The organism is Lelliottia sp. WB101, from assembly GCF_003051885.1.
Classification (GTDB): Bacteria; Pseudomonadota; Gammaproteobacteria; order Enterobacterales; family Enterobacteriaceae; genus Enterobacter; species Enterobacter nimipressuralis.
In genome coordinates this window covers 2,261,611-2,282,525 of sequence record NZ_CP028520.1, presented here as the reverse complement: position 1 = coordinate 2,282,525, position 20,915 = coordinate 2,261,611, and the positions used below count along the sequence as shown (strand labels likewise).

Here is a 20,915-nt window from a genome sequence, read left to right as displayed (position 1 = left end):
GTTCACTAAGAGAGATAGCCATGAAACGAGCCGTGAACGCCCTACAAAATTTCGGAAAATCACTTTACGGACCGGTACTTATCTTACCGATTGTCGGGCTGTTTATCGCCTTCGGCAACGTGCTGGGTAACGGTAATCTTGCCGAGTATGTGCCGTTTCTCGGCCATCCTCTGATTCAACACATTGGCCAGCTGATTGCTAAATCGGCGGTCTCGGTGCTGGTCAATCTGGCGCTGGTCTTTGCAGTAGGCATTCCTGTTGGCCTCGCCACGCGGGATAAAGGTTACGCGGCGCTTATCGGTCTGGTGACTTTTGTGGTGTTTATCAACGCCATGAATGTGACGCTCCAGCTACAAGGGCATCTCGCCCCCGCCGATCAGATGAAAGCCGCCGGACAGAGCATGGTATTAGGCGTGCAGGTTCTGGAGATGGGCGTTTTCGCCGGTATTCTGACCGGTGCCCTGTCTGGATATCTGTACAACAAATACTCCGGCGTACAGTTTAACGGCGCTATGGCGATCTACTCCGGGCACTGTTTCGTGGCGATTATCATGCTGCCTGTGTCGATGCTGCTTGGCGTGGTGATGAGCGAACTGTGGCCATTTGCCCAGCACGGCATTAGCGCCATGGCGTTAGCCATTAAAGGTTCTGGTCCGTTTGGCGTGGCGATTTACGGTTTCCTTGAGCGCATTCTGGTGCCAACCGGCCTGCATCACCTGGTCTATACGCCGTTCCTGTACACCGAACTGGGCGGGACGCAGGAGGTGTGCGGCACCGTCTATCAGGGCGCACGGAACATCTACTTCGCCGAAATGGCCTGCCCGGAAGTGAAACAGCTCAGCAGCACGGTTGTGTGGGATGCACGCGGAATAAGCAAAATGTTTGGCCTGCCTGCCGCGGCGCTGGCGATGTATATGACTGCCCGACCGGAGCGCAAAGCGCTGGCGAAAGCCATCCTGATCCCGGCAGCGCTGACCTCTCTGCTGGTCGGCGTAACCGAACCGCTCGAATTCTCCTTCCTGTTTGTCGCCCCGCTGCTGTTTGTGGTGCACGCGGTGCTGACCGGGATTGGCATGATGCTGTTCTATCTGTTTGGCGTTCATGCCATCGGCGCCAACGGCATTATCGATTTCATTCTCTACAACCTGCCGCTGGGCACGGAGAAGTCCAACTGGCCGATGTATATCGTCGTCGGGCTGATTATGTTCGCGCTCTATTTCATCGTGTTCCGCTTCCTGATCCTGCGTTTCAACATGAAAACGCCGGGCCGTGAGGACGACGAACAAGAAACTCGTCTGTACAGCAAGCAGGAGTATCAGGCGAAAGGCAGCAACGACGGGCTGGGCGAGTCCATCGTGGTCGGTCTCGGCGGGCGAGAAAATATTGAAGTGGTGGATAACTGCTACACCCGACTGCGCGTCACCGTGAAAGATGTCGAGATCATTGATGAGCCACGGCTCAAGGCGACGGGTGCAAAAGGAATTATCAAACAAGGTAACAACGTTCAGGTGGTCTACGGGCTGCACGTCAAAAAAATGCGAGAAGCCGTTGAGACGTTTCTCTGAAGGAGCCAAACATGTTTAAACCTCCCTTTATTCTCTCCATTGCCGGTGGTGGCAGCACCTACACACCCGGCATTGTGAAAAGCCTGATGGTCCAGCTGCAGGATTTCCCGCTGGCGGAAATCCGCCTCTACGACATCGACGCCGCGCGCCAGGACACCATCGCGCCTGTGGTCGAGAAAGTAATTCGCGACCACAGCCAGAGCATTAAATTCACCGTGACGCACGACCCGGAAGTGGCCTTCAGCGGCGCCCATTTTGTGTTCGCCCAGATGCGCGTCGGTCAGTATAAAATGCGCGAGCAGGACGAGAAGATCCCCTTGCGCCACGGCGTCGTCGGGCAGGAAACCTGCGGCCCAGGCGGGCTGGCATACGGGCTACGCACAATTCTGCCGATGGTCGAACTGATCGATCTGGTAGAGCGTTATGCACACGAGAAAGCGTGGATCGTGAACTACTCCAACCCGGCGGCAATTGTGGCTGAAGGCGTACGCCGCCTGCGTCCTAACGCGCGCGTGCTGAACATCTGCGATATGCCGGTGGCAGCGATGCGTAATATGGGCGCGATTCTGGGCGTCGATCGTCACAAGCTGGAAGTGGACTATTTCGGCCTGAACCACTTCGGTTGGTTTACTCGCGTGCTGGTCGATGGCGTGGACAGATTGCCTGAGCTGCGCCGCCACATCGCAAAATATGGTCTGCTGACGGAAGATGCAGCCAAAACCGACCCGCAGCACTCAGATCCCTCATGGGTGAAAACCTGGCGCAACATCAAGCCGATCATGGATAACTTCCCGGAATATCTGCCGAACCCGTATCTGCAGTATTACCTGATGCCAAATCAGATTGTTGAGCATCAAAACCCGGATTATACCCGTGCCAACGAAGTGATGAACGGGCGCGAGAAAAAGCTGTTTGCCGCCGCCGAAGAGTATAAGCGTACCGGGATTTTGTCCGATGCCTTCCACGTCGGCGTGCACGGCGAGTTTATTGTCGATGTGGCCCGTTCGCTGGCGTTCAACCTGCGTCAGCGCCATCTGGTGATGGTCGAAAACCGAGGGGCGATCACCAACCTGCCGTACGACGCGGTAGTGGAAGTCCCGGCCTATATCACCTCCGAAGGGCCTGAGCCGATCCGTGTGGGCCAGGTGCCACTGTTCCATCAGACGTTGCTGCAACAACAGCTCGCCTCTGAGCAACTGCTGGTGGAAGCGACCATCGAAGGCAGCTACGAAAAGGCGCTGCAGGCATTCACCCTGAACCGCACCGTGCCGACGATGGAACATGCAAAAGCCATTCTCGATGAGATGATCGAGGCCAACCGCGACTACTGGCCCGCGCTGCAAAAAGCCTGGCAGGACGGCGAAGCGGTGAAAAAATAGGGGGTTGCTCGCGAGTTGAACGTGGTTTGCTTGTCGGTGTCAGATAAAACACCGACAATCCTTTTTTAAGGAAAAAATGGAGGCACCCATGTCCACCTCATATTTTGTCGCAGCCGACTGGCTTCTCGAACATAGCGACGATCCGGAAGTGCAAATCCTCGACGCGCGCATGGCCCCGCCAGGGCAGGAGCATCGCGACGTTCCCGCTGAATACCGCGCCGGACATCTTCCGGGCGCGGTCTTTTTTGATATCGAAGCCCTCTCCGATCACACCTCTCCCCTGCCCCATATGATGCCGCGCCCGGAAGCTTTTGCCGTGGCCATGCGTGAGCTGGGCGTGAGCGGCGATAAACATCTGGTGGTTTACGATGAGGGCAATCTGTTCTCCGCTCCGCGCGCATGGTGGATGCTGAAAACCTTCGGCGTAGAGAATGTGTCTATTCTGGCCGGTGGCCTGGCAGGCTGGCAGCGCAATGAACTGCCGCTTCAGCAAGGGGACGTCTCTCTACCAGAAGGCGACTTTGACGCGACGCTGGACCCAAACGCCGTGAAACGTCTCACCGACGTTCTGCTGGTGAGCCACGAGAAAACGGCGCAAATTGTCGATGCCCGACCGGCGCCACGCTTTGCAGCCCAGGCTGATGAACCCCGTCCAGGCCTGAAACGCGGACACATTCCCGGCGCACTCAACGTGCCGTGGGGCGATCTGGTGTTTGAAGGCGAGCTGAAAACCACCGATGAACTGAGCGAGATTTTTGCCCGCCAGGGGGTGGATTTGCATAAGCCTGTGGTTGCCAGCTGTGGCTCCGGCGTGACCGCCTGCGTGGTGATTCTGGCGCTGGCAACGCTCGGCGTGACCGACGTGACGCTGTACGACGGTGCGTGGAGCGAATGGGGCGCCCGGGACGATCTGCCGATTGAACCTGCTCAGTAATGGATAACCGACTGGCAACACTGCTCACGCGCGGGGAATCCCTGACCCGCGCGGAATATCGCGTCCTGGCCCACCTCACGGAGCATCCGCTGCTGGTGGGCAATATCACGGTACGCGAGCTGGCGCAGGCGACCTTTGTCTCGACGGCCACCATTATGCGCCTGTGCCAGAAGCTGGGGTTTAGCGGTTTTAGCGAGTTTATCTGGCACTGCAAACAGCTGCTGACCGACACACCGCACATTGCGGCGCAGGCGCAGGATTTGCCTCACCTGCCCGCCCTGTTCAGCCAGTTTATCGCCAACTATCAGCAGACGTTTCAGTGGGTCACGGAAGAGAAGCGCCGTCAGTTTGCCACGCTGCTGCGCGAGAAAGAGAGTTTCTTTCTCTACGGTGCCGGGTTTTCCTATTTGTTCGCGGAGTACCTGACGAAAAAACTGCAGGTGCTGGGCAAAACGGCCTTTATCTCCGGGCCGGGCGACAGCCGGAATATTTTTCTGAGCAACGCCGCGCGTTACCAGGTGTTTATCGCGGTATCGCGCAGCGGTGAAACAGAGCAGGTGCTGGATAAAGCGCGGATCGCCAAAAACGTCGGCATGACGGTGATTGCCTTTACCCGCGCGTCAGCGAATACGCTTGCCGGGATAGCGGATTTGCATTTCGCATTGTATGACGAAGCCGTGCATTATGCCGCCGAGGCCGCAGGCGTGACGTCATTTGAATCGAATCTGGTTTTGCTGATGGATTTGTTACTGCTGGAAGCAACGGGGTGAGTGCTCACCCCGAGAATATTAAATAATGCGGGTGGTTTTCAGATCGCGCAGGAATCCGCCCCAGCGACGTTCATAGAACGGCGTGATGTGCTCGGTAATAAAGTGGCTAATGCCCTTCTCACCTTTCACGACCTGGCAGATATCAATCGGCTCATCGCCCGGCAGCGTGTCGGTCGCAACGCTTCCCGCCGCCTGAATGATCTCGTCGATGTCACCATCGGCTTCAATCCCAATCAGTAGCACGGGCTGTTCTTCTGCGCTCTCTTTGATAGAGCACAGAAACGCGCGTTTCACCGGCTTGATGGTTTTGAACAGAGTGGTCAGAGAGTCGATCATCTGCGCCGGAGGCTCAGCCACTTCAGACAACAGCAGCGTTTCGCCACCCTCCAGCACTTCCTGCGTGCTAAGCGGGTTGCCCTCTTCGCCAATCAGATGGCTGATTTCACGCGGAGTAAACTCTTTCCCGGTCGGCAGTTTTGCATTGAGGAAGAGCGTTTCACCGAGAGTCATTTCAAACAGCGTGCGCACGGGCATGACGACAAACGCCTGTTCGTCTTCCACCGCTTGCTGCAGGGCTTCCAGCGAGGTGAAAAACGGGATAACAGACGTGCCGTCGTCCTTTTCCCAGTGCAGCAGATCCAGCGCGCTGTCTTCCACAACCTGCTCGCCTTCAGCCGCCGTTCCCGGAACCCAGACGGTGGACTCCAGCAGGGTGCGGAAAAATGCCGGACGGTGGGCTGGCTCAGTGGCCGCCTGCTCCAGCAGGGTTTCTAATTCGTTTTTGGTTTCGGACATAGTTTCGTTACGTTAATCGCCCGGCGGCGCAGCGCTTGCACGGGCCTACGGGGTTTGTAGGCCGGGCAGCGGCTACGCTACCCGGCAGGAGGACTACTCAGCAGTCAACAAATTCGCAATCGTACGTACACCCAGACCGGTAGCGCCCGCAGACCACTGTTCCACGCCCGCTTTGCGGTAGGTGGCGGAGCAGTCGATGTGCAGCCAGCCTTCGTGATAGTTCTCAACGAAGTGGGACAGGAAGCCTGCGGCGGTGCTTGCGCCAGCCGGATACGCTGCGCTTGCGGTGTTGTTCAGCTCGGCAAAGTTAGACGGCAACTGGCTGCGGTGGAATTCCGCCAGCGGCAGACGCCAGAAAGGTTCGTTCTCAGCGGCGGCGCTCGCCAGCAGGCGTGCGGCCAGTTTGTCGTCGAAGCTGAACAGCGCGTGATAGTCGTTACCCAGAGCGGTTTTCGCCGCACCTGTCAGGGTCGCCATATCGATGATCAGCTCAGGTTTCTGCGCAGAGGCGTCAATCAGACCATCCGCCAGCACCAGACGGCCTTCGGCGTCGGTGTTCATCACTTCGACATTTTTACCGTTACGGTAGCGAATGATATCGCCCAGCTTGAACGCATTGCCGCTCACCATGTTGTCTGCACAGCACAGGTACAGTTTTACGCGCTTGTTCAGACCGCGGGTGATAGCGAATGCAAGTGCGCCGGTAATGGTTGCCGCGCCCCCCATGTCGGACTTCATCGAGTCCATAAACGCGCTCTGCTTCAGGCTGTAACCGCCGGTATCAAAGGTAATGCCTTTGCCGACCAGACACGCGTAAACCGGCGCTTCTTTGTCGCCGGTCGGGTTGAAATCGAGAGCCAGCAGCACCGGTGGTCGCTCAGAGCCGCGCCCTACAGTGTGAATTCCCATGTAGTTTTGCTCGCGCAGATCTTCACCTTTGGTGATGCGATAAGACATTTTATCGCCCGCGACTTTGCACAGCAGATCGACTGCGCGCTGCGCCAGCTGTTCAGGGCCCAGCTCTTCCGCCGGAGCGTTAATGGTGTCGCGCACCCAGTCGATGATGGTCAGACGGTTTTCCAGCTCTTTCTGCGCGGATTCGTCGAGGTTTGCCCACTCGACTTTACGGGTGCCTTTCGGGCCTTTGTAACCCGCCCAGAATGCCCAGCTGCGATCCGTGTCCCAGCCTTCTCCGGCCAGAGTGACGTGCTTGATGCCCAGGCCGTCAATTTTACGCGCGGCGCGCTGGATCAGACCCAAATCGTCGGAATCGTTCAGGTGCAGGGTGATGCCGTCATTGTTAATGCTGTAGGTGGCTTTGTCGCCCCAGCGTGCGTCAGCAGGCTGTGTAGAGAGCGTAATTTTCATCGCTTCGGTCATTTTATTTTTCCTTATTCGCAACGAGCAAACGGGCCGCCAGAAGGCAGCCCGTATGATCTTTCTTTCTGTTAAACGTCTGCTTCATCTAACCAGACTAACAGAATCGCCTCCAGAATTTTTTCATTGGATGCGCTGGGATCATCGTCAAAATCTTCCAGATCGCAGATCCACTGATGCATATCGGTGAATCGTACGGTCTTCGGATCCAGATCCGGGTTGGCGTCGTACAGCGCCTCGCCGATTTCGCGGCTGTCGGTCCACTTCAGTCCCATACTACCCCTGTTAATGCTCACGCGCATGGTTGATAGTGTAACGCGGGATTTCGACCACCAGGTCTTCATCGGTGACGCGCGCCTGGCAGCTTAAACGGCTGTCTGGCTCCAGACCCCATGCTTTATCCAGCATGTCGTCTTCGTCTTCGGTGCTTTCCGCGAGGGAGTCAAAACCTTCACGCACGATGCAGTGGCAGGTGGTGCAGGCACAGGATTTTTCACAGGCGTGTTCCACTTCGATACCGTTGCGCAGGGCAACGTCGAGGATGGTTTCGCCGGTCTCAGCTTCCAGAACTGCGCCATCCGGACAGAGGTCCGCATGAGGCAGAAAAACAATCTTTGGCATATTAAACCTCGTCCACGGACTGGCCTTTCAGCGCGACACGGACAGACTGATCCATGCGGCGAGCGGCGAAATCCTGGGTTTGTTTATCAACGTTTTTAATCGCTTGTTCTATTGCGTCAGCGTCATCGCCAACCGCCACTGCGCGTAGCTGCGCAACGGCGTCGTCAATGGCCTGGCGCTCTGCGGCACTTAACAGCGCGGCATCGGCAGTGAGTGCGCCTTCCAGACTTTCCAGCACGCGCGCGGCTTCCACTTTCTGTTCCGCCAGCATACGTGCCTTAACATCCTGTTCGGCATAGCTCATTGAATCCTGAATCATGGAGGCGATTTCGCCGTCGGTCAGACCGTAAGACGGTTTCACCTGGATGGATGACTCCACGCCGGTCGATTTTTCCATCGCCGTGACGCTGAGCAGACCATCGGCATCCACCTGGAAGGTGACGCGGATATGCGCCCCGCCTGCTGGCAGCGCAGGAATACCGCGCAGCGCGAAGCGCGCCAGCGAACGGCAATCCTGGACCAGCTCGCGCTCGCCCTGCATCACGTGGATAGACATCGCAGTCTGGCCATCTTTGAAAGTGGTGAACTCCTGCGCGCGCGCCACGGGAATGGTGGTGTTACGGGGGATCACTTTCTCGACCAGGCCGCCCATGGTTTCCAGCCCCAGAGAGAGCGGAATCACATCGAGCAGCAGCATTTCGCTGTCCGGCTTGTTACCGACCAGAATATCTGCCTGAATTGCGGCCCCAATCGCCACCACTTTATCCGGGTCGATGGAGGTGAGCGGCGTGCGGCCAAAGAATTCGCCCACGCGTTCACGTACCAGCGGTACGCGCGTTGAACCGCCGACCATCACCACTTCCAGCACTTCGCTCGCGTCGACGTTGGCGTCTTTCAGCGCACGACGACAGGCCAGCAACGTGCGTTTTACAAGCGCAGCAATCAGTTCGTTGAACTGCTCGCGGGTGATTTCGCCGCGCCAGCCCGCCACGTCAACGGTGACAGACTGTGCGTCGCTAAGCGCAATTTTGGCGTCGATAGCGGCATCCAGCAGTTCGCGCTGAACGCGCACGTCGCTGCGATCGGGAATACCCGCCTGCTCGCGAATGTAATCCGCCAGCAGGTGGTCGAAGTCATCGCCGCCGAGGGCTGAATCGCCGCCGGTCGCCAGCACTTCAAACACGCCACGGCTGAGGCGAAGAATGGAGATATCAAAGGTGCCGCCGCCGAGATCGTAAACGGCAATCACCCCTTCCTGGCCGGAATCGAGACCGTAAGCAATCGCCGCAGCGGTTGGTTCGTTGAGCAAGCGCAGCACATGCAGGCCCGCCAGACGCGCAGCGTCTTTCGTGCCCTGACGCTGTGCGTCGTCAAAATAGGCTGGAACGGTGATAACAACGCCATCCAGTTCGCCTTCGAGCGTCTCGGTCGCGCGTGCCGCGAGCGCTTTGAGAATATCGGCAGAGACGCGAACCGGGTTGAGCAACCCAGCGTCGGTGGCAATCATCGGCAGGCCGTTAACACTGGCCTGCAGCTGATAAGGCAGATGCGGGTAACGCGTTTGAATATCGGCCAGCGAGCGGCCCATCATCCGTTTTACCGAGCTGATGGTATTGGCCGGATCTTTCGCGGCATTGGCGCGCGCGTCATATCCCACCGAATGGCCCTGCTGCTGGTAGTAAACGACAGAGGGCAGCAGATGACGCCCTTCGGCGTCTGCCAGCGTTTCCGCCTGGCCGCTGCGTACGGTCGCTACGAGGGAATTGGTGGTGCCTAAATCAATGCCCACCGCCAGACGACGCTGGTGCGGTGCGGCGCTCAGACCAGGCTCACTAATTTGTAATAAGGCCATGTTAAGCTTCCAAAATCAGAAATCGAGCAGCTTTTCTTCGAGTTGTTCAGCACTGCTTCGCAGTTTATCGAGAAAACGCAGCTTGCGTACAGTATCTGCCGCCACGTCCCACGTCTCGTTATTCAGTTGTTCAACCATCTGCTGATGGCGGGTATCGAACATCGCTTTCACCCGTTTGATGAAGCTTTCAAGACGCACTTCGTCTTTCGCCTGTTCGATCTCATCCAGCTCTTCGCGAAGCTCCAGCTGTTCCATCAGGAAAGCGGTGTCGCGTACCGTGTGTTGTTCACTTGCCAGATCAAAACCGTGCAGCGAGAGCAGATATTCCGCACGCGCTAAGGGACTGCGCAGCGTTTGCCACGCCTGATTAATGGTGGCTGACTGCGAAACGGCAGCCAGTTGCTCCGCCTGGGACCCGCTGGCAAATTTATCAGGATGGAATTGACGTTGCAGATCCTGAAAACGAACCGTCAGGGCCTGGATATCGATCGGGTACTGGGCGGGCAACCCGAAGAGGGTGAAGTAATCCATAACAATCTCAGGGTTAGCCAGTTAGAACAAACCCCACACGTAGCCAGGCCACGGTGGGGTTTCGGTTAACGCGCAGTTAAACGTGGAAGCTTTCGCCGCAACCGCACTCGTCTTTTACGTTCGGGTTAGTGAATTTAAACCCTTCGTTCAGGCCTTCTTTGACGAAGTCCAGCTGAGTGCCGTTGAGGAATTGCAGGCTCTTGCCATCGACTACTACCTTCACGCCTTTGTCTTCAAACACGGTGTCATCAGTCGCCGGTGCGTCAACAAATTCCAGTACATAAGCCATCCCGGAACAACCGGAGGTACGTACGCCCAGTCGCAGGCCAAAGCCTTTACCACGGTTCGCCAGGAAGGCGCTTACTCGCGCGGCAGCGCTGTCGCTAAGGGTAATCGACATAACAAAACCTCAACTCTTCTTATTTCGCTTCACGTTTGCTTTTGTAATCCGCAATAGCGGCTTTGATCGCGTCTTCTGCCAGAATAGAGCAGTGAATTTTCACCGGTGGCAGTTCGAGTTCGTCAGCAATATCGGTATTTTTAATTGCCTGTGCTTCGTCCAGAGACTTGCCCTTCACCCACTCAGTGACCAGGGAGCTGGAAGCGATAGCAGAACCGCAACCGTAAGTCTTGAAACGCGCGTCTTCAATGATACCTTCATTGTTGACTTTAATCTGCAACTTCATCACGTCGCCACACGCTGGCGCGCCAACCATGCCGCTACCAACGCTTTCGTCGCTGTTGTCGAAAGAGCCAACGTTGCGTGGGTTCTCGTAATGATCAATAACTTTTTCGCTGTAAGCCATGTTGAATTCTCCTTCGTACCGATTAGTGATGTGACCATTCAATGCTGTTCAGATCCACGCCCTGTTTGAACATTTCCCACAGTGGAGAAAGGTCACGCAGACGGCCAATGGAGTTACGAACCAGCTTGATGGTGTAGTCAATCTCTTCTTCGGTAGTGAAGCGACCTAAAGAGAAACGGATAGAACTGTGTGCCAGCTCGTCGGTCATGCCCAGTGCACGCAGCACGTAGGATGGCTCGAGGCTTGCAGAAGTACAGGCAGAACCGGAAGAGACCGCGAGGTCTTTCAGCGCCATAATCAGCGATTCGCCTTCAACATAGTTGAAGCTGACGTTGAGAATGTTCGGAGCGCCCTGCTCGAGATCGCCGTTCAGATAGACTTCTTCCATATCTTTCACGCCGTCCCACAGACGGTTACGCAGCGTGCGCAGGCGCGCCATCTCGCTTTCCATCTCTTCTTTCGCGATACGGTAGGCTTCGCCCATGCCCACGATCTGGTGAACAGGCAGAGTTCCTGAACGCATGCCGCGCTCATGACCGCCGCCGTGCATCTGTGCTTCGATGCGGATACGTGGTTTACGACGAACGTACAGCGCGCCGATACCTTTCGGGCCATAAATTTTGTGGCCGGAGAAGGACATCAGGTCCACTTTCAGCTGGCTCAGATCGATAGGCAGTTTGCCCACGCTCTGGGTCGCGTCAACGTGATAGATGATGCCGCGCGCACGGCAGAGTTCGCCGATAGTCGCGATATCCTGAACCACGCCGATTTCGTTGTTAACGTGCATGATGGACACCAGAATGGTGTCGTCACGCATGGCCGCTTCGAGCTCTTTCAGGTCGATAATACCGTTGCTCTGAGGGGCGAGATAGGTGACGTCAAAACCTTCACGCTCAAGCTGGCGACAGGTGTCCAGCACGGCTTTGTGTTCGGTTTTGCTGGTGATAATGTGCTTGCCTTTTTTCTGATAGAAGTTGGCAGCGCCTTTGATCGCCAGGTTGTCGGATTCGGTTGCACCGGAGGTGAAAACAATTTCACGCGGGTCGGCGCCAACCAGCTCAGCAATCTGATTACGGGCGATATCAACCGCCTCTTCAGCATGCCAGCCAAAACGGTGAGAACGGGAAGCTGGGTTACCAAAGTTTCCGTCCAGGGTCAGACACTGCATCATTTTCTCGGCAACACGCGGGTCCACCGGCGTGGTTGCGGAGTAATCGAGATAGATCGGTAATTTCATTGCTCTATAAACTCCGTACATCGCTTCAATGCAAGGAATCAGGCTAACCGGCTGGATGTACGGCCGAGTACACGGGGCAACGGGTGCCCCGGCCTGATTCGAAAAATCTTATCGTTTTTTTACGCGCGCAGTTTAACGTCGATTGCGTCTTGCGCGCGGGTGCTGCGTTGGTTTTCGTGATTATGCTGGCGGCCAGACACTTCCATAACTTCCTGGTTATTAACCAGTTCACCGAGGGTGATGTTATTCAGGAAGCCGGTCAGACGGTCGCTCAGATCGCGCCACAGCGCATGGGTCAGGCATTTATCGCCGCCCTGACAGCCGCCTTTGCCCTGGCAACGGGTCGCATCAACAGACTCATCAACAGCACTAATGACTTCGCCAACTGCAATACTGCCCGCGTCTTTACCCAGCAGATATCCGCCGCCTGGGCCGCGAACGCTGGAAACCAGTCCATTTTTACGCAATCTGGAGAACAGCTGTTCCAGATAAGAGAGGGAAATACCCTGACGTTCAGAAATATCAGCCAACGGAACCGGGCCCGATTCAGAGTTGAGCGCAACGTCCAGCATCGCGGTCACAGCATAACGCCCTTTAGATGTCAGTCTCATGTCTTACTTAACCTCAAACTCGCCCCTGCCCGGGGTTTTTTATTGTAAAATGGGGGGTATTGCATAGCAGGGCCAAGTCTGACATTCCCGACTAAATTGGTCAACTATTTACTTGACTGTTTTAGTCAAGTATTTAGCCTTATGTGCGCTCTAAGCCTTGTCGGGTGGCGCTTTGCTCACCCGACTGACCAGAACGTCGGCCCACTCAAGCGAAGCGCAGCCGGGCAATCAGGCGTTACGGTTGCTTATTCTTCTGCTCAATAATCGACGCCAGCATCCCGCGCAGAATGTTCAGCTCCTGCGTTTCCGGGCGGGCGCGGGTAAACAGACGGCGCAGCTTGTTCATCACCTGGCCTGGATGCGACGCGCGAATAAAGCCCGTCGTCAGCAGCGTTTGCTCAAGGTGTTCGTAGAAACGCTCTAAATCGTCCACCAGCGGATACGCAGCGTCTTCTTCCTGCTCCGGGGTGACGCCTTTTTCCTGGGTCGCCAGCCACGCCATACGCACTTCGTAGGCAATAACCTGCACCGCCATCGCCAGGTTCAGGGAGCTGTATTCCGGGTTCGCGGCAATCGCCACGTGGTAATGACACTTCTGCAGCTCGTCGTTGGTCAGGCCAACGCGTTCACGACCAAACACCAGAGCGATCGGCGCCTGCTGCGCTTCAGCAACGCTTTTCAGGCCGCATTCGCGCGGATCGAGCATCGGCCACGGCAGCGTACGTGAACGTGCGCTGGTGCCGACGACCAGGCTACAGCCCGCCAGCGCTTCATCAAGGGTATCGACGATCTGAGCATTGCCGATCACGTCGCTCGCCCCTGCTGCCAGTGCAATGGCCTGCGAGTCTGGTTTAACCAGCGGATTGACCAGCCACAGATTGGTTAAACCCATGGTTTTCATTGCGCGGGCGACAGAGCCCATATTGCCGGTGTGCGATGTTTCGACCAGTACGATTCGGATGTTTTGCAGCATAATTAGTTTTGTCTGAAGCCAGTGTCTGAAGAATATTCGGCCATATTATCATAAACGAGAGACATGATCCGAACTCGCTGCTATACTCTGGGCCGTTTTCGTTTCCCCTGTTCTTTAACATCCAGTGAGAGTAACCGATGCAACATCCTATGTTGACCATCGCCGTGCGCGCAGCGCGCAAGGCGGGTAATGTAATTGCCAAACACTACGAAACTCCAGATTCTGTAGAAACCAGCCAGAAAGGCAGCAATGACTTTGTGACTAACGTCGATAAAGCCGCAGAAGCGATTATTATCGAAACCATTCGCAAATCTTACCCGCAGCACACCATCATCACCGAAGAAAGCGGTGAACACGCAGGCGAAGATCAGGATGTTCAATGGGTAATCGATCCACTGGATGGCACCACCAACTTCGTTAAACGCCTTCCTCATTTTTCTGTTTCTATCGCTGTACGCATCAAAGGCCGTACTGAAGTGGCCGTTGTTTACGATCCAATGCGTAACGAACTGTTCACGGCTACCCGTGGTCAGGGCGCACAGCTGAACGGCTACCGTCTGCGCGGCAGCAACTCTCGCGATCTGGATGGCACGATTCTGGCGACCGGTTTCCCGTTCAAGGCGAAACAGCACGCTCAGACCTACATGAAAATCCTCGGCAAGCTCTACACCGAATGCGCGGATTTCCGTCGCACCGGTTCTGCTGCGCTGGATCTGGCCTACGTTGCCGCTGGCCGCGTTGATGGTTATTTCGAAATCGCGCTGAAGCCGTGGGATTTTGCTGCAGGCGAGCTGATTGCCCGTGAAGCAGGCGCACTGGTATGCGATTTCACCGGCGGTCACAACTACATGCTGAGCGGTAACATCGTGGCCGGTAACCCGCGTGTGGTGAAAGCTATGCTGGCAAACATGCGTGACGAACTGAGTGAAGCGCTGAAGCGTTAATTCCGTCTGTTGTGCCCGGTGGCACTGTACTTCCCGGGCCTACGATCCTGTAGGCCGGATAAGTGCAGTGCCATCGTTCGTTTTAGAACGGCCGTAACCCCCGCCCTACCGGCACCGCACTGATCCACATCGTCACCGCCGCCACCAGTAAAATCACCCCGCCCGCTAACGCCAGCGTCGTCCAGCCAATCTGCCGCCACAGTACCGGCGTTGTGTTGCCGCTCAGTTTGACCGCCAGCTGACGAAAACTGTGGACCAACAATGCCAGCGAGGTAATCGTCAGTGACGTTCCCGCCGCCATCGCCAGAGCGGATACTACGCCCCAGCTAAATACTCCAATCACCTTACTGAACAGCAGCACCATGATCGCCCCGGAACAGGGCCGCATTCCCATCGACAGAATAATCATCAGCCGCGCGCGCCAGTCATCTGTGCTCTGTAGCTGCTCCTGCGTCGGCAGGTGTTGATGCCCGCAGCCACAGTGTGCGTCGTGAACATGATGCGCCGTGAAGGCTTTAAACGTTGGTTTTCGAAGTAATGCCCGCAGTTTTTTGATCGCCCGCCAGCAGAGCAGCACCCCCAGCACGCCCACCAGTGCATAACTGCCCTTCTCCAGCCAGAAGCTGCTCATGTGCAGCTGTCGGGCAGGCAGTTGCAGCACCGTCAGCACCACAACCACCAGCGCAATCGCCACCAGCCCCTGCAACAACGAAGAGGCAAGCGTTAAACCGATACTGGATTTGAGCTTTGAAGGGTGAGTCGCAAGCCAGGTGGTGATGACGATCTTGCCGTGCCCTGGCCCCAGCGCATGCAGCACACCGTACAAAAAGCTGAAGATCAGCAGCGAGCCGCCCGCTTTGGTCGGGTTTTCCGCCACGGCCTTGAGCAGCCCGCTCATTTGCTGATTCACGTCGCGCTGCCAGAGGATGCTTTTCATCATCACCTGCGGCCACGCCTGCCAGAGCCATAACGCCCCGATGGCCGCTAAGATCAGAAACAGTGCCAGCGGCCACAGGTGCAGCCAGCGGCGTTTTTTGCTGAGTGAAGTGGAGATCACTGACATTGCACGATCACCTGCTGCGCAAACTGTTTACCCAGATCCATGTCTTCCGGCGGCGCATCCGCTTTATCGAGAGAGAGCGCAAAATTCATCGTCTCTTCGCTGGGTTTTGGCGTATGAACCGCAATCGTGCAGCGCTTTTGCAGCACCGCGGGCAGCGTTGCGTCTTTGTCTTCGGCATAACTCATGTCGACGTAGTAGCTCGGGTCAAATGTTGAAAACGTATACTTCTGCCCTGCCAACGGCTGAGGTTCGGCCAGCGGCAGAATAAAGGTTAACACCGCCTGGTGTCCGTCGCGCTCCATGCCGTAGGTCGTGGGGCGATTAAGAAATTTCACTTTCTGGCCGTTGTGCCAGAACTCGGTGAAGTAGTGCTGACCGAGTACGTTGGCCATCACTTCCGCCGCCAGTTTTTTCCAGATCTCATCGCCCGGTTTCGCATCGCCCGCGTCATAGAGTAGATCGGCTGATGTAATTTCATCCATCGTCCAGCGCATTTTCAGCCCGCTCAGGTGCGTATCGTCTGCGACAATCTCCGTCTGCAGGCTGATAAAACTGTGAGGATGCGCGACGGCGGCAGAAGATAAAACCGCCAAAAATAGCGCCGTGGCGCTGTGTTTAACTATTTGCATCGATTCCTCACGTCAAAAATTCTGTGATGTTCTCCCGCATTCCTGACGGAAAGACCCACGGGTGCGCTTTCCTGCGCACATCCTTTAGCTATTCTTATCGAATACTCCTACTGGATACTCGACAGATGATGACGACCCTCGAAAACCCATCTGTGCTTTCCAGTTCGCAGCGCCGCTGCCAGGTGCTTTTGATGCTTTACCTGCCAGGTATTGCCGTGACCCCGCAAAGTATTGTTGATATCAATGGGGTGGACGACGACATTGCACGGCAAGATATAGCCGAGACACGCGATGAGATCCAGCGCTATCACCGGCTGAACATCGTGACGCATCATGACGGCAGCTACCGAATTGAAGGTACGACGCTCGATCAACGTTTATGCCTGCTGCACTGGTTGCGACGGGCATTGCGGCTGTGTCCGCATTTTATTACACAACAGTTTACCCCGGCGCTCAAAACCGAGCTTAAACAACTCGGCATTGCGCGTACGCTGTATGACGATACCAATTTGCGCGCGCTGATCAACTTCTGTTCGCGCCGCCTGCAGCGCCACTTCGAGTGCCGCGACGTACAGTTTTTGCAGCTCTATCTGCAGTATTGCCTGATCCAGCATCATCTGGGGCAGACGCCGCAGTTCTCCGCTGTTCAGCGCCACTGGGCGCATTCGCGCGGTGAATATCTGGCAGCACAGGAGATCGTCCGCCACTGGCAGCGCCGCGTGCGGCAAAGCCCCCATGCCGATGAGCCGCTGTTTCTGTCGCTGCTGTTTATGATGCTGCGCACGCCCGATCCGCTGCGCGATGCGCATCAGCTGGATCAACGCCTGCGCCACGCCATCTCTCGAATGATTGGGCGCTTTCGCGGGCAAACAGGAATGCGTTTTAGCGACGAACAGGGGCTGACGGATCAGCTGTACATCCATCTTTCCCAGGCGCTGGACCGCTCGCTGTTTGGCGTTGGTATCGACAACAGTCTGCCCGAAGAGATCGGTCGCCTCTATCCGCGCCTGATGCGTACTACCCGGGATGTGCTGTTTGAAGTGGAGGCAGAATTTGGCCTGCGGTTTTCCGATGAGGAGATGAGCCTGGTGGCGGTGATTTTCGGCGCCTGGCTGATGCAGGAGACCGACCTGCATGAAAAACAGGTGGTGCTGTTAACGGGCGATGATAAAGCCTGCGAAGTGATGATTGAAGAGCAGCTGCGCGAGCTGACGCTGCTGCCGCTGAATATCCGCTATGTGTCGCTCCAGACGTTTCAGAAGGACGGCGCACCGCGCGAAGCGGCGCTGATTATTACTCCGTACCCTACCGCCCTGCCGCTGTTCTCGCCGCCGCTCATTCATGCCGTTGAGACGTTGAATGCGCAGCAGCAGGAACATATTCGCGCCATGCTGGAATCATAACGCTTCGCTGCGCGCTGCCACTTTGGGACGAACCACCATAGCCGGCAGCGCCACGAGCGCCATCACCCAGAATACGCCGTGGCCGAGGTGCTGATAGAGGAAGCCCGCAAACACCGTCATCACGGCGATACTGCCGCCCATCGCCACCGCCGAATAGACCGCCTGGATACGAATCACTTCGCTGCCCTGACGCGCAGCGATGTAGCGCATCGCCGCCAGATGGCACACGGTAAAGGTACCGCAGTGCAGGATCTGAGCCACAATCAGCCAGGGGAGATCGGTGGTCCAGCCCATAATGCCCCAGCGCAACACGCCACAGACGGCGGAGAGCAGCAGCAGATCGCGCGCACCAAAACGGCGGAACAGCTTCTTGCTGAGAGCAAAGATAATGACTTCCGCCACCACGCCCAGCGACCAGAGATAACCCACCGCCGACGCGGAATACCCCGCCCCCTGCCAGTAAATGGCGCTAAAACCGTAGTAGGCCGCGTGAGCGCCCTGCAACAGACAGACGCAGGCCAGAAAACGCCAGCTCTGTTTAATCAGTGAACGCCAGGCGGCCCAGCCGGTGCTCTCCTGGTGACGGCTTTCGCCCTGCGGTTTCACCGACGGCTGCAGCAACATCCCCAGCAGCATTGAGGCAATACCGACGCTTAACAGCGCCAGAATGGCCCGATAGTCGTAAAGACTGACCAGTTTGCCCACCAGCGCCGAGCCAATCACAAAGGCGATGGACCCCCACAGGCGCACGCGTCCGTAGTCCATCGTCACCTGTTTTTGCCAGGTGTTCGCCAGTGCGTCCGTCAGCGGTACCAGCGGCGAGAAGAAGAGGTTAAAGCCGACCATCACCACCATCAGCCACGCAAACTGCTGATTCACCCAGAAGCCCGCGAGGAACACCAGCGTCAGTAGCGCGAGGATGCGCATGGCCTTAATCAACAGAGAGGGATCGCTGACGCGTGGCGCAATCAGCAGGCTGCCCAGGAATCGCGCCACCAGGCCTGCACCCAGCAGAATGCCGATGGTTTCCGGCGTCAGGCCGATACCTTTGAGCCAGACGCTCCAGAAAGGCAGAAAAATACCGTAGCTAAAAAAGTAGGTAAAATAGCTGAGCGCCAGCCAGCGCGTGGAATGCAAACCCATGAATCCCTCCCGTTTTGGAGGCGCTAGTCTGGCGCTAAAAAGGGGCCGACGCAAGCGGCTATTAACAGCTGATTAACAGGAATTTGCCGTTGATTCGGCGGCAATTTCTGTGGCTAAACGGGTGCGCTCATCCAGGGCTAACGCTGCTAAACCTGGTTGTCCGGCCTGATGACGGGCATTCACCGGATGGCGCTGAGGTTCGAGGCATAAGCGTGGTTCACCCGACATTCGAAACAGCATCAGCCACGGAGTTTGCGATGATATTGTGATAGCCATCACATTACCTCTGACAGACAGCGGCTGTTTATTCGCTCCTGAAACGCTTACGCCGACGGAGTATCGAGATTGCATTCAGGCCGCCCAAAGCGGGAACGGGGCGAAATGCACGGGGACCTGGAGCAGACTTGCGAAGGGTTAAGCGGCTGATAATTTGGTCTTATGGCGGAGTTACCGGTTGTGTATTAGCTTTATGATAAGCCCCATCCAATAACGAGCCTGCCATGAACACTCTACGCTATTTCGATTTCGGACAGTCCCGCCCGCTGGTACTGCTGATTGCACGTATCGCGATTGTTGTGTTGTTTATTATTTTTGGTATTCCGAAAATGACCGGTTTTGATGGAACGGTGCAATATATGACGTCGCTCGGCGCACCGATGCCGATGCTGGCGGCCATTATTGCGGTGATTATGGAAGTGCCCGCCGCGATTCTGATTGTGCTCGGGTTCTTCACCCGGCCGCTGGCGCTGCTCTTTGTCCTCTATACGCTTGGTACAGCGGTGATTGGTCACCACTACTGGGATATGAGCGGTGATGCGGTTATGCCTAACATGATTAACTTCTACAAGAATATCAGCATTGCCGGCGCGTTTTTGTTGCTGGCCGTGACCGGGCCGGGGGCGATATCCATCGACCGTCGCTAGATAACATAAAGGCCGCTTACGCGGCCTTTATTATTTCTGCGAGCAGAATTACGCGTAGACAGGGAAACGTGCGCAGATATCCAGCACTTTACCTTTAACACGTTCGATCACAGCTTCATCGTTGATGTTGTCGAGAACATCACACATCCAGCCAGCCAGCTCTTTCACTTCCGCTTCTTTGAAACCGCGGCGAGTAACAGCCGGAGAACCGATACGGATACCGGAGGTCACAAACGGGCTCTTCGGATCGTTTGGTACGCTGTTTTTGTTAACGGTGATGTTTGCACGGCCCAGCGCGGCGTCGGCTTCTTTACCGGTCAGGTTTTTATCAACCAGATCCAGCAAGAACAGGTGGTTCTCAGTGCCGCCAGAAACCACTTTGTAACCGCGGTTCAGGAACACTTCCACCATCGCTTTCGCGTTTTTCGCCACTTGTTGCTGGTAAACTTTGAACTCTGGCTCCATCGCTTCTTTCAGGGCAACGGCTTTTGCTGCGATAACGTGCATCAGCGGGCCGCCCTGAGCGCTTGGGAAGACGGCAGAGTTCAGTTTTTTGTACAGATCTTCGTCACCACCTTTCGCCAGGATCAGGCCGCCGCGCGGACCTGCCAGGGTTTTGTGGGTCGTGGTGGTGACAACGTGTGCATGTGGAACCGGGTTCGGGTAAACACCTGCTGCAATCAGACCGGCGACGTGCGCCATATCAACGAACAGGTATGCGCCGATGCTGTCTGCGATTTCACGCATTTTTGCCCAGTCAACCACGCCGGAGTAAGCAGAGAAACCGCCGATGATCATCTTCGGTTTATGAGTCTGCGCCTGCTTCGCCATGTCTTCGTAGTCAATTTTACCGGACTCATCAATACCATAAGGGATGATGTTGTACAGTTTACCGGAGAAGTTAACCGGGGAACCGTGAGTCAGGTGGCCACCTTGCGCCAGGTTCATACCGAGAACGGTATCGCCCGGCTGCAGCAGCGCGGTGTAAACCGCGAAGTTCGCCTGAGAACCAGAGTGCGGCTGTACGTTCGCGTAGTCAGCGCCAAACAGCTCTTTAGCACGGTCAATCGCCAGTTGTTCAACGATATCAACGTATTCGCAACCGCCGTAGTAGCGTTTGCCCGGGTAACCTTCTGCATATTTGTTGGTCAGCTGAGAACCCTGCGCCTGCATTACGCGCGGGCTGGTGTAGTTCTCGGAGGCGATCAGTTCGATGTGCTCTTCCTGACGTACTTTTTCCTGCTCCATAGCCTGCCACAGTTCGGCATCATAATCGGCAATGTTCATTTCACGCTTTAACATCCGCATCTCCTGACTCAGCTAACAATAAAATTTTGGCCTGAAAAGGCTGTCCTGATA

General features: G+C 56.3%; 23 protein-coding genes. 7 read left to right on the top strand and 16 right to left on the bottom strand.

From position 1 onward, the window contains the following. The first annotated feature begins 20 nt into the window (after positions 1-20). The 4 genes from DAI21_RS11025 (at position 21) to DAI21_RS11010 (ending at position 4,648) form a co-directional block, all read left to right on the top strand. Positions 21-1,565, top strand: coding sequence for a PTS transporter subunit EIIC (locus DAI21_RS11025; RefSeq protein WP_107703115.1), 1,545 nt, complete (start codon positions 21-23; stop codon positions 1,563-1,565). An 11-nt stretch (positions 1,566-1,576) separates the two neighbouring features. Continuing rightward, entirely contained in the window at positions 1,577-2,944 is a 1,368-nt protein-coding gene (locus DAI21_RS11020) for a 6-phospho-alpha-glucosidase (protein ID WP_107703114.1), read from the top strand. Between the two features lie 88 nt (positions 2,945-3,032). Continuing rightward, the gene (gene sseA, locus DAI21_RS11015; RefSeq protein WP_107703113.1) at positions 3,033-3,878 is read left to right on the top strand and encodes a 3-mercaptopyruvate sulfurtransferase; all 846 of its coding nucleotides are present in this window, start codon (positions 3,033-3,035) and stop codon (positions 3,876-3,878) included. Beyond that, on the top strand, positions 3,878-4,648 hold the full coding sequence (locus DAI21_RS11010) for a MurR/RpiR family transcriptional regulator (RefSeq protein ID WP_107703112.1): 771 nt from the start codon (positions 3,878-3,880) through the stop codon (positions 4,646-4,648). The genes sseA and DAI21_RS11010 overlap by 1 nt, the downstream gene beginning before the upstream one ends. 18 nt (positions 4,649-4,666) lie before the next feature. Here DAI21_RS11010 and sseB read toward each other — a convergent pair whose 3' ends face one another. The 11 genes from sseB to trmJ form a co-directional block, all read right to left on the bottom strand. Continuing rightward, a complete protein-coding gene (gene sseB / locus DAI21_RS11005) occupies positions 4,667-5,443 on the bottom strand; it encodes an enhanced serine sensitivity protein SseB (RefSeq protein WP_100779313.1) in 777 nt (258 codons plus the stop codon). Positions 5,444-5,536: 93 nt separating this feature from the next. Next, entirely contained in the window at positions 5,537-6,823 is a 1,287-nt protein-coding gene (gene pepB / locus DAI21_RS11000; RefSeq protein WP_100779312.1) for an aminopeptidase PepB, read from the bottom strand. Between the two features lie 68 nt (positions 6,824-6,891). Further along, on the bottom strand, positions 6,892-7,095 hold the full coding sequence (gene iscX / locus DAI21_RS10995) for a Fe-S cluster assembly protein IscX (RefSeq protein ID WP_100779311.1): 204 nt from the start codon (positions 7,093-7,095) through the stop codon (positions 6,892-6,894). A 10-nt stretch (positions 7,096-7,105) separates the two neighbouring features. Further along, positions 7,106-7,441: an ISC system 2Fe-2S type ferredoxin gene (gene fdx, locus DAI21_RS10990; protein WP_100779310.1), complete on the bottom strand. Its 336-nt coding sequence runs from the start codon at positions 7,439-7,441 to the stop codon at positions 7,106-7,108. A gap of 1 nt (position 7,442) precedes the next feature. Further along, positions 7,443-9,293 carry a Fe-S protein assembly chaperone HscA gene (hscA, locus tag DAI21_RS10985; protein WP_100779309.1) on the bottom strand — a complete coding sequence of 617 codons (1,851 nt, stop codon included), beginning with the start codon at positions 9,291-9,293 and terminating at the stop codon, positions 7,443-7,445. Positions 9,294-9,308: 15 nt separating this feature from the next. Next, entirely contained in the window at positions 9,309-9,824 is a 516-nt protein-coding gene (gene hscB, locus DAI21_RS10980; RefSeq protein WP_102104982.1) for a co-chaperone HscB, read from the bottom strand. 76 nt (positions 9,825-9,900) lie between these two features. Then, positions 9,901-10,224, bottom strand: coding sequence for an iron-sulfur cluster assembly protein IscA (iscA, locus tag DAI21_RS10975; protein ID WP_100779307.1), 324 nt, complete (start codon positions 10,222-10,224; stop codon positions 9,901-9,903). Between the two features lie 19 nt (positions 10,225-10,243). After that, positions 10,244-10,630 (bottom strand): Fe-S cluster assembly scaffold IscU, encoded by a 387-nt coding sequence (gene iscU, locus DAI21_RS10970; RefSeq protein WP_005120408.1) that lies wholly within the window; start codon positions 10,628-10,630, stop codon positions 10,244-10,246. A 22-nt stretch (positions 10,631-10,652) separates the two neighbouring features. Further along, positions 10,653-11,867, bottom strand: a complete 1,215-nt coding sequence (locus tag DAI21_RS10965; RefSeq protein WP_100779306.1) for an IscS subfamily cysteine desulfurase — start codon at positions 11,865-11,867, stop codon at positions 10,653-10,655. A gap of 119 nt (positions 11,868-11,986) precedes the next feature. Next, positions 11,987-12,478 carry a Fe-S cluster assembly transcriptional regulator IscR gene (gene iscR, locus DAI21_RS10960; protein WP_100779305.1) on the bottom strand — a complete coding sequence of 164 codons (492 nt, stop codon included), beginning with the start codon at positions 12,476-12,478 and terminating at the stop codon, positions 11,987-11,989. 235 nt (positions 12,479-12,713) lie between these two features. Next, on the bottom strand, positions 12,714-13,451 hold the full coding sequence (gene trmJ / locus DAI21_RS10955) for a tRNA (cytosine(32)/uridine(32)-2'-O)-methyltransferase TrmJ (RefSeq protein WP_107703111.1): 738 nt from the start codon (positions 13,449-13,451) through the stop codon (positions 12,714-12,716). A 137-nt stretch (positions 13,452-13,588) separates the two neighbouring features. On the opposite strand from trmJ, the gene suhB reads away from it, so the two are divergent. Further along, complete coding sequence (gene suhB / locus DAI21_RS10950) at positions 13,589-14,395, top strand: inositol-1-monophosphatase (RefSeq protein WP_100779303.1); 807 nt, start codon at positions 13,589-13,591, stop codon at positions 14,393-14,395. 82 nt (positions 14,396-14,477) lie between these two features. On the opposite strand, the gene DAI21_RS10945 is transcribed toward suhB, so the two are convergent. Continuing rightward, positions 14,478-15,458 (bottom strand): nickel/cobalt transporter, encoded by a 981-nt coding sequence (locus DAI21_RS10945; protein WP_107703110.1) that lies wholly within the window; start codon positions 15,456-15,458, stop codon positions 14,478-14,480. Beyond that, a complete protein-coding gene (locus DAI21_RS10940) occupies positions 15,449-16,087 on the bottom strand; it encodes a DUF1007 family protein (RefSeq protein WP_107703109.1) in 639 nt (212 codons plus the stop codon). The genes DAI21_RS10945 and DAI21_RS10940 overlap by 10 nt, the downstream gene beginning before the upstream one ends. A gap of 125 nt (positions 16,088-16,212) precedes the next feature. On the opposite strand from DAI21_RS10940, the gene csiE reads away from it, so the two are divergent. After that, complete coding sequence (csiE, locus tag DAI21_RS10935; protein WP_107703108.1) at positions 16,213-17,490, top strand: stationary phase inducible protein CsiE; 1,278 nt, start codon at positions 16,213-16,215, stop codon at positions 17,488-17,490. Here csiE and DAI21_RS10930 read toward each other — a convergent pair. Continuing rightward, the gene (locus DAI21_RS10930) at positions 17,485-18,633 is read right to left on the bottom strand and encodes a 3-phenylpropionate MFS transporter (RefSeq protein WP_107703107.1); all 1,149 of its coding nucleotides are present in this window, start codon (positions 18,631-18,633) and stop codon (positions 17,485-17,487) included. The genes csiE and DAI21_RS10930 overlap by 6 nt on opposite strands. Before the next feature lie 72 nt (positions 18,634-18,705). Continuing rightward, a complete protein-coding gene (locus DAI21_RS23230; RefSeq protein ID WP_370447045.1) occupies positions 18,706-18,909 on the bottom strand; it encodes a hypothetical protein in 204 nt (67 codons plus the stop codon). Between the two features lie 224 nt (positions 18,910-19,133). On the opposite strand from DAI21_RS23230, the gene DAI21_RS10920 reads away from it, so the two are divergent. Then, the gene (locus DAI21_RS10920; protein ID WP_107703106.1) at positions 19,134-19,556 is read left to right on the top strand and encodes a DoxX family protein; all 423 of its coding nucleotides are present in this window, start codon (positions 19,134-19,136) and stop codon (positions 19,554-19,556) included. A gap of 48 nt (positions 19,557-19,604) precedes the next feature. Here DAI21_RS10920 and glyA read toward each other — a convergent pair whose 3' ends face one another. Beyond that, entirely contained in the window at positions 19,605-20,858 is a 1,254-nt protein-coding gene (gene glyA, locus DAI21_RS10915) for a serine hydroxymethyltransferase (protein ID WP_100779297.1), read from the bottom strand. Positions 20,859-20,915 lie beyond the last annotated feature (57 nt).